Source organism: Pseudomonas sp. R151218B TE3479, assembly GCF_053629195.1.
Genome location: NZ_JBRJHV010000001.1, coordinates 6,111,231 through 6,123,867 on the forward strand (window position 1 = coordinate 6,111,231; position 12,637 = coordinate 6,123,867).

Here is a 12,637-nt window from a genome sequence, read left to right on the forward strand (position 1 = left end):
GAGCGCACCATGACCGTTAATCTCGGCACCGCCAACGAATTCATCGCCCGCCACATCGGCCCGCGTTCCAGCGACGAGCGAGCCATGCTCGAGCGCCTGGGTTACGACTCTCTGGAAGCGTTGAGCGCCAGTGTCATCCCGGAAAGCATCAAGGGCACCAGCGTGCTGGACATGGGCGACGGCCAGAGCGAAGCCGACGCACTGGCCTCGATCAAGGCCATCGCCAGCAAGAACCAACTGTTCAAGACCTACATCGGCCAGGGCTACTACAACTGCCACACGCCGGCACCGATCCTGCGCAACCTGCTGGAAAACCCAGCCTGGTACACGGCCTACACCCCGTATCAGCCAGAAATTTCCCAGGGCCGTCTCGAAGCGCTGTTGAACTTCCAGACCCTGATCAGCGACCTCACCGGCCTGCCGATCGCTAACGCCTCGTTGCTCGACGAAGCCACCGCCGCCGCCGAAGCCATGACCTTCTGCAAGCGCCTGAGCAAGAACAAGGGCAGCAACGCCTTCTTCGCCTCCGTGCACAGCCACCCGCAAACCCTCGACGTGCTGCGCACCCGTGCCGAGCCCCTGGGCATCGACGTGGTGGTGGGCGATGAGCGCGAACTGAGCGACGTCAGCGGCTTCTTCGGCGCGCTGCTGCAATATCCGGCCAGCAACGGCGACCTGTTCGACTACCGCGAACTGACCGAACGCTTCCACGCCGCCAACGCCCTGGTGGCCGTTGCCGCGGACCTGTTGGCCCTGACCTTGCTGACCCCGCCGGGTGAATTCGGTGCCGACGTGGCCATCGGCAGCGCCCAGCGCTTTGGTGTGCCGCTGGGTTTCGGCGGCCCACACGCGGCGTACTTCTCCACCAAGGACGCCTTCAAGCGCGACATGCCCGGCCGGCTGGTCGGTGTTTCCGTGGACCGCTTCGGCAAGCCGGCCCTGCGCCTGGCGATGCAGACCCGCGAGCAACACATCCGCCGCGAGAAAGCCACGAGCAACATCTGCACTGCCCAAGTGCTGTTGGCCAACATCGCCAGCATGTACGCCGTGTACCACGGCCCCAAAGGCCTGGTGCAAATCGCCAACCGCATCCATCACCTGACCGCGATCCTCGCCAAGGGCCTGGTCGCGCTGGGCCTGAGCGTCGAGCAAGAGAGCTTCTTCGACACCCTGACGCTGCACACCGGCGCGCAAACCGCCGCCCTGCACGACAAGGCCCGCGCCCAACGCATCAACCTGCGTGTGGTGGACACGGAACGCCTGGGCCTGTCCCTGGACGAGACCACCAGCCAAGCTGACGTCGAAGCGCTGTGGAGCGTACTGGCCGACGGCAAGGCACTGCCGGACTTCGCGGCGCTGGCCGCCACCGTGCAAAGCCGCATCCCGGCCGAGCTGGTGCGCCAATCGGCGATCCTCAGCCACCCGGTGTTCAACCGCTACCACTCCGAAACCGAGCTGATGCGCTACCTGCGCAAGCTCGCCGACAAGGACCTGGCACTGGATCGCACCATGATCCCGCTGGGTTCCTGCACCATGAAACTCAACGCCGCCAGCGAAATGATCCCGGTGACCTGGGCCGAGTTCGGCGCCCTGCACCCGTTCGCTCCGGCCGAGCAAAGCGCTGGCTACCAGCAACTGACCGACGAGCTGGAAGCCATGCTCTGCGCCGCCACCGGCTATGACGCGGTGTCGCTGCAACCCAACGCCGGTTCCCAGGGCGAATACGCCGGCCTGCTGGCGATCCGCGCCTATCACCAGAGCCGTGGCGAAGACCGTCGCGACATCTGCCTGATCCCGTCCTCGGCCCACGGCACCAACCCGGCCACCGCCAACATGGCCGGCATGCGCGTGGTCGTGACCGCCTGCGATGCCCGTGGCAACGTCGACATCGAAGACCTGCGGGCCAAGGCCATCGAGCACCGCGAACACCTCGCCGCGCTGATGATCACCTACCCGTCCACCCACGGCGTATTCGAAGAAGGCATCCGCGAAATCTGCGGCATCATTCATGACAACGGCGGCCAGGTGTACATCGACGGCGCCAACATGAACGCCATGGTCGGCCTCTGCGCGCCGGGCAAGTTCGGCGGCGACGTGTCGCACCTGAACCTGCACAAGACCTTCTGCATCCCCCACGGTGGTGGCGGCCCGGGCGTCGGCCCGATTGGCGTCAAATCGCACCTGGCACCGTTCCTGCCGGGCCATGCCAACATGGCACGCAAGGAAGGCGCGGTGTGCGCGGCGCCGTTCGGCAGCGCGAGCATCCTGCCGATCACCTGGATGTACATCCGCATGATGGGCGGCGCGGGCCTCAAGCGCGCGTCGCAACTGGCGATCCTCAACGCCAACTACATTGCCCGTCGCCTGGAAGAACACTACCCAGTGCTCTACTCCGGCAGCAACGGCCTGGTGGCCCACGAGTGCATTCTCGATTTGCGTCCGCTCAAGGACAGCAGTGGCATCAGTGTCGATGACGTGGCCAAACGCCTGATCGACTTTGGTTTCCACGCGCCGACCATGTCGTTCCCGGTGGCCGGCACGTTGATGATCGAACCGACCGAAAGCGAATCCAAGGAAGAACTGGACCGTTTCTGCGACGCCATGATCTGCATCCGCGAAGAAATCCGCGCGGTGGAAAATGGCAGCCTGGACAAAGACGACAACCCGCTGAAGAACGCCCCGCACACCGCGGCGGAGCTCGTCGGCGAGTGGACTCACCCCTACAGCCGCGAACAGGCGGTGTACCCGGTGGCGTCGTTGATCGATGGCAAATACTGGCCGCCGGTGGGTCGGGTCGACAACGTGTTCGGCGACCGCAACCTGGTCTGCGCCTGCCCGTCGATCGAAAGCTACGCTTGACCTGTGGAGGGGCGGGCTTGCTCGCTCCTCTCAACAACACCGCGAACCTTGTGCAAGGTCACTTTCTCAAGGAAACCACATCTCCCTGTGGGAGCGAGCTTGCTCGCGATAGCGGTGTGACAGCTGACAGAAATGTTGACTGACACTCCGCTATCGCGAGCAAGCTCGCTCCCACAAAGGAGCCTGTGCCCCATTTCATAACCGTCGATCCTCATAAAAAGAAACCGGAGAAACACCATGTCGTTAAGCGTGTTCGACCTGTTCAAGATCGGTATCGGTCCTTCCAGCTCCCATACCGTCGGCCCGATGCGTGCCGCTGCCCGTTTCGCCGAGGGGCTGCGCCGTGACGACCTGCTTGAAAGCATTACCAGCGTCAAGGTCGAGCTCTACGGCTCGCTCGGTGCCACCGGCAAGGGCCACGGCAGTGACAAAGCCGTACTGCTGGGCCTGGAGGGCGAGCATCCCGACACCGTGGACACCGAAACGGTGAACGCCCGGCTCCAGGAGATCCGCAGCAACGGTCGTCTGAACCTGCTCGGCCAACACTCCATTGAATTCAACGAAAAACTGCACTTGGCGATGATCCGCAAGCCGCTGGCCTTTCACCCCAACGGCATGATCTTCCGCGCCTTCGATGCCGCCGGGCTGCAAGTGCGCAGCCGCGAGTACTACTCGGTCGGTGGCGGCTTTGTCGTGGATGAAGACGCCGCCGGTGCCGACCGCATCGTCGAAGACGCCACGCCCCTGACCTTCCCGTTCAAAAGCGCCAAGGATCTGCTGGGCCATTGCACCACCTATGGCCTGTCCATCAGCCAGGTGATGCTGACCAACGAAAGCGCCTGGCGCCCCGAAGCCGAGACCCGCGCCGGCCTGCTGAAGATCTGGCAGGTGATGCAGGATTGCGTGGCGGCCGGCTGTCGCAACGAAGGGATTCTCCCGGGCGGGCTGAAGGTCAAGCGCCGGGCTGCGGCGTTGCACCGCCAGTTGTGCAAGAACCCCGAAGCCGCACTGCGCGACCCACTGTCGGTGCTGGATTGGGTCAATCTGTATGCCTTGGCCGTCAACGAAGAAAATGCCTATGGCGGGCGCGTCGTCACCGCCCCGACCAATGGCGCGGCGGGCATCGTCCCGGCCGTGCTGCATTACTACATGCGCTTCATTCCCGGGGCCAACGAGGATGGCGTGGTGCGGTTCCTGCTGACCGCCGCCGCCATCGGCATCCTGTACAAGGAAAACGCCTCCATCTCCGGCGCCGAAGTCGGTTGCCAGGGTGAAGTCGGCGTGGCCTGTTCCATGGCCGCCGGCGCCTTGTGCGAAGTACTCGGCGGCACCGTGCAGCAAGTGGAAAACGCCGCCGAGATCGGCATGGAACACAACCTCGGCCTGACCTGTGACCCGATCGGCGGGCTGGTACAGGTGCCGTGCATCGAACGCAACGCCATGGGCTCGGTGAAGGCCATCAACGCGGTGCGCATGGCCATGCGCGGCGATGGGCATCACTTCGTCTCCCTCGACAAAGTCATCCGCACCATGCGCCAGACCGGCGCCGACATGAAAAGCAAATACAAGGAGACCGCCCGCGGCGGTCTGGCGGTCAACATCATCGAATGCTGACGCGTGCCATTCTCATTTTCCAGGAGCTGATATGTCCACCGAACAACTGTTGAAAACCCCGCTGCACGCCCTGCACCTCGAACTCGGCGCCCGCATGGTGCCGTTCGCCGGCTACGACATGCCGGTGCAGTACCCACTGGGCGTGATGAAGGAACACCAGCACACCCGCGATCAGGCCGGGCTGTTCGACGTGTCCCACATGGGCCAGATCCGCCTGAGCGGCGCAGGCGCCGCCAAGGCCCTGGAAACCCTGGTGCCGGTGGACATCATCGACCTGCCGGTGGGCATGCAGCGCTACGCCATGTTCACCAACGAGAACGGCGGCATCCTTGACGACCTGATGGTCGCCAACCTGGGCAATGACGAGCTGTTCCTGGTGGTCAACGCCGCCTGCAAGGAACACGACCTGGCTCACCTGCGTGCGCACATTGGCGATCAGTGCACTATCGAGCCGCTGTTCGAAGCCCGTGCCCTGCTTGCCCTGCAAGGCCCGGCCGCCGTCACCGTGCTCGCCCGCCTGGCGCCGGACGTGGCGAAGATGACCTTCATGCAGTTCCAGCGCGTCACGCTGTTGGGCGTGGAGTGCTTTGTCAGCCGTTCGGGCTACACCGGTGAAGACGGTTTCGAAATCTCCGTCCCCGCCGCCGACGCGGAAAAACTCGCCCGCGCCTTGCTGGCCGAGCCGGAAGTCGCGCCCATTGGCCTCGGCGCCCGTGACTCCCTGCGCCTGGAAGCCGGCCTGTGCCTGTATGGCCACGACATGAACACCGAGACGACGCCGATCGAAGCCAGTCTGCTGTGGGCCATTTCCAAAGTGCGCCGTGCCGATGGCGCTCGCGCCGGTGGTTTCCCCGGCGCCGAGAGCGTGTTCGCCCAACAACAGGGCGGCGTGAAGCGCAAACGCGTCGGCCTGCTGCCCCAGGAACGCACACCCGTACGTGAAGGCGCGGAGATCGTCAACGAAGCCGGCGAGATCATCGGTTCTGTGTGCAGCGGCGGTTTCGGCCCGACCCTGGGCGCGCCGTTGGCGATGGGTTACCTGGACAGCGCCTATGTGGCACTGGATACGCCGGTCTGGGCCATCGTGCGTGGGAAAAGGGTGCCTTTGCTTGTAAGCAAAATGCCATTCGTTCCACAGCGCTACTACCGCGGCTGATTGGTTGTTTCTATAAGTAACGCGGTTGCGTTATACGTGCACTAATGTGTCACGCAACCGCCATAAAAAGGTGCATATCTTTCGACATTCAACCGACCTTATAACGGTCGCAAACAATTGAACTAGCCTATCGAATAAGCCCTGCTCCGCAAGCGGCGTAAATGCGGGCTAGCTGAGCAAATACGGGGCCTTCCGGGGGGTTGTTTTTTTATTCGAAGTTGGCGTAGAGTTTGGTCACTGTGTTTGCATGGGTCGCTTGGAATCGTGACCTGGGCAGTAGCTTATGAAGTTCGCTACATCCCGTTCGACGTCTCTTACTTTCCTGCAACCCAGCCCAGTACTCTTTCATGCGAAAGAGGCTGTCATCAATTTTAGCGTCAAAGGAAATAAGAAAATGTCTCAACGTCAGAGCGGTACCGTCAAGTGGTTCAACGACGAAAAGGGTTTTGGTTTTATCACGCCTGAAAGCGGTCCGGACCTGTTCGTGCATTTCCGCGCCATCCAGGGCAACGGCTTCAAAAGCCTGAAAGAAGGCCAGAAAGTCACTTTCGTTGCCGTGCAAGGCCAGAAAGGCATGCAGGCTGACGAGGTTCAAGCCGAGGCCTGAGGCTTTCGCACACTAAAAAGCCCCTGATTGATATCAGGGGCTTTTTTATGGGCGTAAATCCGTAAAATGGCTTCTTTTTTCAGCCGAGGCCATCATGCCGAAACACCTGCTCACGCCCCAGGGCGACTTTCCCCCCGCCGGCCTGGGCCGTCGCCTGGCGGCGATGTTTTATGACTTTTTGCTGTGCACAGCGCTGCTGATCGTCACCAGCGGTGCCTACAAGATGATCCAGATGGCGATCATTGGCGAAGAAAAAATGCGCGCCCTGACCGAAGCCGGCGCCCTGGACGGCGACCCGCTGCTGTCCACCGTGCTGCTGTTCGTGCTGTTCGGCTTCTTCGCCAAGTTCTGGACCCACAATGGCCAGACCCTGGGCATGCAGGTGTGGTGCATCCGCGTACAGAACGCCGATGGCACGGCCATCAGTCTGTGGCAGGCGCTGTTGCGGTTCGTGGTGTCGATTGCGTCACTGCTGCTGGTGGGGTTAGGTTTCATCTGGGCGCTGTTCGATAAGCGCCAGCGCAGCTGGCATGACATCTACTCGGAAACGCAACTGGTGCGGATTCCCAAGAAGACCAAGTAAAGCCACCTAATCAGAAAAGTTGAAATACATTTGTGGCGAGGGGATTTATCCCCGCTGGGCTGCGAAGCGGCCCCATATGTTTAGCCTGATACTCCGTGGTGTCAGGTTTCAGGGCCGCTTCGCGACCCAGCGGGGATAAATCCCCTCGCCACAAAAAAGCCTCGCAAGTCTCAATATCTTCTTCTGTTTCAAGCATTCCCCGCCAGCTTCATCCGCGCCGCCTGGGTGAAGTCCAGCATGCGCTTGAGCGGGCGAATCGCCTGGGGGATCAGCGCCGGGTCGACGAAGATCTCGTTGGCACCTTCCTGCAGGCTCTTGAGCGTGCGCTCCAGGGTGTTCATGGCCATCCATGGGCAGTGCGCGCAACTGCGGCATGCCGCGCCGTTACCGGCGGTAGGGGCTTCGATGAAGACCTTGTCCGGGCATAGCTGCTGCATCTTGTAGAAAATACCCCGGTCGGTGGCGACGATCAGCGTCTTGTTCGGCAGGGTCTGGGCCGCGGCGATCAACTGGCTGGTGGAGCCCACGGCGTCCGCCAGCTCGATCACCGACGTCGGAGACTCCGGGTGCACCAGGATCGCGGCGTCCGGGTACAGCGCCTTCATGTCCTCCAACTGCTTGGACTTGAACTCTTCGTGGACGATGCAGGCACCGTCCCAGAGCAACATGTCGGCGCCGGTCTTGCGCTGGATGTAAGTGCCCAGGTGCTTGTCCGGGCCCCAGATGATCGTCTCGCCGTTGTCCATCAGGCTTTCGACGATTTCCAGGGCGCAACTGGACGTCACCACCCAGTCAGCACGGGCCTTGACCGCCGCCGAGGTGTTGGCATAAACCACCACGGTGCGCTCCGGATGCTGGTCGCAGAACGCCGAGAACTCGTCCACCGGGCAGCCCAGGTCCAGGGAGCAGGTGGCCTCCAGGGTGGGCATCAACACGCGTTTTTCGGGGTTGAGAATCTTGGCGGTCTCGCCCATGAACTTGACCCCGGCCACCACCACGGTCTTGGCCGGGTGGGCATTGCCGAAGCGGGCCATTTCCAAGGAGTCGGACACGCAGCCACCGGTCTCTTCGGCCAGGGCCTGGATGATCGGGTCACAGTAGAAATGCGCGACCAGCACCGCGTCCTGAGCCTTGAGCTCGGCGGCGATGGCGGCGCGGTACCAGGCTTCTTGCTCGGCGGTCAGCGGCTTGGGCTGCTTGGCGTCGAGGTGGGCCTGGACCAGAAGGCGTTCGGAAATTTGCGTCATGTTCGCAAGACCTGCAAGCGCGTTTAGCGCGAAAGTCGAGTATACACCCGGCTCCGGACCACTCGGGTACCGCCGGGAAAGTGGGTATCAATCAGGCACGGGACAGCGTGAAGCCGGCAAGGCTACAGAATATCCCGCCGATGCAAAAGATCATTCTGACCTGTGCCCCGCCGGGCGACTTCGCGCCCCGCCAAGCTGACTGAAATGTAATCACTCGCCTCGTCCGCCTGTGTCATCTTTCGCTCAAACCTGCACAGGGGACCACTTCCCATGCACGCAGCGAATCGACTGACGGACTTTCATCGCATGCAAACAAAAACTTCCCGGCGAACCTTCGTAAAGGGCCTGACGGCCGGTGGCCTCCTCGCCGGCCTGGGTTTGTGGCGCCCGCCCGTCTGGGCAGTCACCGGCCCGGGCCAGCCCAACGTACTGAGCGGCACCGAGTTCGACCTGTTCATCGGCGAAAGCCCGGTCAATTTCACCGGTAGCCCCCGCACCGCCCAGACCATCAACGGCGGCATCCCCGGCCCATTGCTGCGCTGGCGTGAAGGCGACACCGTGACCCTGCGGGTGCGCAATCGCTTGCAGGACACCACCTCCATCCACTGGCACGGCATCCTGCTGCCGGCCAACATGGACGGCGTTCCGGGGTTGAGTTTCAAAGGCATCGAGCCCGGCGGCCTGTACGTGTATCAATTCAAGGTCCGGCAGAACGGCACCTACTGGTACCACAGCCATTCCGGTTTCCAGGAGCAATCCGGGGTCTACGGCCCGCTGGTGATTGACGCCAGGGAGCCCGAGCCCTTCCAGTACGAACGGGACTATGTGGTGATGCTCACCGACTGGACCGATGAAGACCCCGCCAACATCCTGCGCAAGCTCAAGAAACAGTCGGACTACTACAACTACAACAAACGCACCGTCGGCGACTTCATCGACGACGTGGGCAAGAACGGCTGGGCCAGCACTGTGGCCGACCGCAAGATGTGGGCCGAGATGAAGATGAACCCCACCGACCTGGCCGACGTCAGTGGCGCCACCTACACCTACCTCATGAACGGCCAGGCGCCGGACATGAACTGGACCGGCCTGTTCAAGCCTGGCGAGCGCCTTCGCCTGCGCTTTATCAACGGTTCGTCCATGAGCTATTTCGACGTGCGCATTCCCGGCTTGAAGATGACCGTAGTTGCGTCCGACGGCCAATACGTCAAACCGGTGAGCGTCGATGAGTTCCGGATCGCCGTGGCCGAAACCTATGACGTCATCGTCGAACCGATCCAAGAGGCCTACACCCTGTTCGCCCAGTCCATGGACCGCACCGGGTATGCCCGCGGCACCCTCGCGACCAGGGCCGGACTGTCGGCACCGGTGCCGCCCCTGGACCCTCGGCCCCTGGTGACCATGGACGACATGGGCATGAGCGGCATGGACCACGGCGGCATGGGGCAAATGAGCGGCATGGACCATGGCTCGATGCAGGGCACGGCGGGAATGGACGACAGCTCGATGCAAGGCATGGATCACAGCCAGATGCAGGGCATGGGCGACATGGCCGGTATGGATCACGGTGCCATGCAGGGCATGGACAGCATGCTCGCGCACCCCGACACCGAGAAAGACAATCCCCTGGTGGACATGCAGGCCATGAGCGTCAAGCCCAAGCTCGATGACCCGGGCATGGGGCTGAGGGACAACGGCCGCAAAGTGCTCACTTACTCCGACCTGCGCAGCACCTTTCCCGACCCCGACGGCCGCGAACCGGGCCGCACGATCGAGCTGCACCTGACCGGGCACATGGAGAAATTCGTCTGGTCGTTCAACGGCGTGAAGTTCGCCGATGCCGCGCCGCTGCTGCTCAAGTACGGCGAGCGACTGCGCATCGTGTTGATCAACGACACCATGATGACCCACCCCATCCACCTGCACGGCATGTGGAGCGACCTGGAGGATGAGAACGGCCAGTTCATGGTCCGCAAGCACACCATCGACGTGCCACCGGGCGCCAGGCGCAGCTACCGGGTCACCGCCGATGCCCTCGGGCGCTGGGCGTATCACTGCCATCTGCTGTTTCACATGGAGATGGGCATGTTCCGTGAAGTTCGGGTGCAGGAATGAGGAGCCGACCATGACCACTGTTTTTCACTACTCCACCGCACTCATTGCCAGCCTGGCCCTCGGCGCCACCACCTCGACCTGGGCGGCCAGCAACGACATGCCCGGCATGGATCACAGCCAGATGCCGGGAATGGACCACAGCCAGATGCAAGGCATGGACTCAATGCAGGGCATGGAACCCATGCAATCAGCGCCGGCCAGCAGCCGTACGCCGATCCCGGCACTGACCGCCGCCGACCGCGCCGCCGTCTACGAGGATCATGGCGGACACGCGGTGCATGACAGCGCCATCAACTCGTTTTTCCTCATCGACCAACTGGAATGGCAGGACGCCGATGACGGCAGCGCCCTGAGCTGGGATGCCTCGGGCTGGATCGGCGGCGACATCGACCGTTTGTGGCTGCGCTCCGAAGGTGAACGCCTCAACGGCAAGACCGAAGAAGCCGAATTGCAGGCCCTGTGGGGCCACGCTGTCAGCCCCTGGTGGGACCTGGTGGCCGGCGTGCGCCAGGACTTCAAGCCAGGCGATCCGCAAACCTGGGCCGCCTTCGGTGTGCAAGGCATGGCGCTCTACAACTTCGAAGCCGAGGCCACCGCGTTCATCGGCGAAGGTGGCCAGAGCGCGGCGCGCCTGGAGGGCGACTATGACATCTTGCTGACCAACCGCCTGATCCTGCAGCCCACCGCCGAAGCCAACTTCTATGGCAAGAACGATCCCGCCCGTGGCGTCGGCTCGGGGCTGTCAGACACCGAGCTCGGCCTGCGGCTGCGCTACGAAATACGCCGCGAATTCGCGCCCTACATTGGCGTCACCTGGAATCGGGTCTACGGCAACACCGCCGACTACGCCCGCGAAGAAGGCGAAGACCGCAGCGAAGCGCGCCTGGTGCTGGGCCTGCGCCTGTGGTTCTGACCTGTTCCACTCAAACTAAAAACCGAGCTGTAGGAGTCCTTGCATGTCATTCATCAAAACCGCCGTCGCCTTGTCCGCCGGCCTGTTGCTCAGTGGCCTGGCCCAGGCCCACCCGAAACTGCTGTCCTCCTCCCCGGCCGAAGGCGCCGAAGGGGCGGCGCCGGCGAAGATCGAGCTGCACTTTTCCGAAAACCTGATGACCCGGTTTTCCGGCGCCAAGCTGATGATGACCGCGATGCCGGGCATGGCGGCGCATTCGCCGATGCCCATGCCGGCCAAGGTGTCCGGCAGCGATGACCCGAAAACCATGGTCATCACGCCGAATGCCCCGCTTACCACCGGTACTTACCAAGTCCAGTGGCGCGCGGTGTCGTCCGACACTCACCCGATCACCGGCAACGTCACATTCAAGGTGAAGTGAGTTGATGAGCGATTCGATCAACATCGCGCTGCGCTTTGCCTTGTACCTGGATTTGATGTTGCTGTTCGGTCTGGCCGCGTTTGGCCTCTATAGCCTGCGAGGCCAGGAGCGGGTCTCGGGGGTGCAGTTGCCTTTCGCGCCGCTGCTGTTGATCACGGCGGTGCTGGGGGGCTTGCTCTCCCTGGCGGCCATGGCGTGCATGGCCTGGGCCATGAGCGGTGTTTCGGCGTGGGCCGAACTGTGGCCGCACATTGAAATGATGGTCGTGCAAACCGATGTCGGCTTGAGTTGGACGTTGCGCATGGCGGCGCTGCTGCTGGCCGGTTTCGCCGTGACGCTCAATCCCCGTTGGCCGAGCGCCAGCCTCGGCCTGGTCACGCTGGCCGGGGCCGTAGCGCTGGCGACACTGGCTTGGGCAGGGCACGGCGCCATGGACGAAGGCAGCCGTCGCAACTGGCACTTCATCACCGACTTCCTGCACCTGTGGGCAGCGGGTGGCTGGGTCGGTGCCTTGGCCGCGTTTGCCCTGCAGCTTCGCCAGGCCGAACCTGCGTTGGCGGTGCTGGCCCGGACATTGACCGGGTTCGAAACCGCCGGTGCGGTGATCGTGGTGGTCATCAGCGTGACTGGGGTGGTCAATTATCTGTTCATCGTCGGCCCCAGTGTCACAGGGTTGCTCGACAGCACCTACGGTCAGTTGCTGACGCTCAAACTCATCTTGTTCGCGGCCATGCTGGTGTTCGCCGCGCTGAATCGTTTTCACCTGAGCCCGCTGCTGGAACAGGCCCGACAGAGCGGCGAGCACGGGGTTGCGGTGAAGGCCCTGCGGCGCAGCATGGTCCTGGAGTTCGCCGTGGCGGTGGTCATCCTGGGGTTGGTGGCCTGGTTGGGGACGTTGAGCCCGGGGATGGAATAAGAGGTTGTGAGCTACAGTGTGGCGAGGGGATTTATCCCCGCTGGGTTGCGAAGCAACCCCCAAGCCTGAGCGCTCGGTGTGTCAGGCAAGTTGCGTCCATACTTTTCAGGTCTGCTTCGCAGCCCAGCGGGGATAAATCCCCTCGCCACAAAAACTCTGATCCCTTCACTGATTACCATTACCTGCAGCATTTAATTTTTCAATAC

At 62.8% G+C, this 12,637-nt stretch carries 10 protein-coding genes; 9 read left to right on the forward strand and 1 reads right to left on the reverse strand.

Features of this window, described 5'->3' with window-relative positions; genetic code table 11:
- The first annotated feature begins 9 nt into the window (after positions 1-9).
- The 5 genes from gcvP to AB7M32_RS26685 all read left to right on the forward strand — a co-directional run bounded on the left by gcvP (position 10) and on the right by AB7M32_RS26685 (position 6,819).
- Positions 10-2,859, forward strand: coding sequence for an aminomethyl-transferring glycine dehydrogenase (gene gcvP / locus AB7M32_RS26665; RefSeq protein ID WP_454251871.1), 2,850 nt, complete (start codon positions 10-12; stop codon positions 2,857-2,859).
- Between the two features lie 237 nt (positions 2,860-3,096).
- Positions 3,097-4,473, forward strand: coding sequence for an L-serine ammonia-lyase (locus tag AB7M32_RS26670; protein ID WP_454251872.1), 1,377 nt, complete (start codon positions 3,097-3,099; stop codon positions 4,471-4,473).
- A gap of 31 nt (positions 4,474-4,504) precedes the next feature.
- On the forward strand, positions 4,505-5,629 hold the full coding sequence (gene gcvT, locus AB7M32_RS26675; protein ID WP_454251873.1) for a glycine cleavage system aminomethyltransferase GcvT: 1,125 nt from the start codon (positions 4,505-4,507) through the stop codon (positions 5,627-5,629).
- 394 nt (positions 5,630-6,023) lie between these two features.
- Positions 6,024-6,236 carry a cold-shock protein gene (locus tag AB7M32_RS26680; RefSeq protein ID WP_003175786.1) on the forward strand — a complete coding sequence of 71 codons (213 nt, stop codon included), beginning with the start codon at positions 6,024-6,026 and terminating at the stop codon, positions 6,234-6,236.
- A 94-nt stretch (positions 6,237-6,330) separates the two neighbouring features.
- Entirely contained in the window at positions 6,331-6,819 is a 489-nt protein-coding gene (locus tag AB7M32_RS26685) for an RDD family protein (RefSeq protein ID WP_060740916.1), read from the forward strand.
- Between the two features lie 188 nt (positions 6,820-7,007).
- On the opposite strand, the gene nadA is transcribed toward AB7M32_RS26685, so the two are convergent.
- Positions 7,008-8,066: a quinolinate synthase NadA gene (nadA, locus tag AB7M32_RS26690; RefSeq protein ID WP_003205010.1), complete on the reverse strand. Its 1,059-nt coding sequence runs from the start codon at positions 8,064-8,066 to the stop codon at positions 7,008-7,010.
- Positions 8,067-8,372: 306 nt separating this feature from the next.
- Here nadA and AB7M32_RS26695 point away from each other — a divergent pair, with 306 nt between their 5' ends.
- The 4 genes from AB7M32_RS26695 to copD are packed head-to-tail and all read left to right on the forward strand — an operon-like array spanning position 8,373 to position 12,431.
- The gene (locus tag AB7M32_RS26695; protein WP_454251874.1) at positions 8,373-10,181 is read left to right on the forward strand and encodes a copper resistance system multicopper oxidase; all 1,809 of its coding nucleotides are present in this window, start codon (positions 8,373-8,375) and stop codon (positions 10,179-10,181) included.
- Between the two features lie 10 nt (positions 10,182-10,191).
- A complete protein-coding gene (locus AB7M32_RS26700; RefSeq protein ID WP_454251875.1) occupies positions 10,192-11,094 on the forward strand; it encodes a copper resistance protein B in 903 nt (300 codons plus the stop codon).
- A gap of 43 nt (positions 11,095-11,137) precedes the next feature.
- Entirely contained in the window at positions 11,138-11,515 is a 378-nt protein-coding gene (gene copC / locus AB7M32_RS26705; RefSeq protein ID WP_454251876.1) for a copper homeostasis periplasmic binding protein CopC, read from the forward strand.
- Positions 11,516-11,519: 4 nt separating this feature from the next.
- Positions 11,520-12,431: a copper homeostasis membrane protein CopD gene (gene copD / locus AB7M32_RS26710; protein WP_454251877.1), complete on the forward strand. Its 912-nt coding sequence runs from the start codon at positions 11,520-11,522 to the stop codon at positions 12,429-12,431.
- Positions 12,432-12,637: the final 206 nt, after the last annotated feature.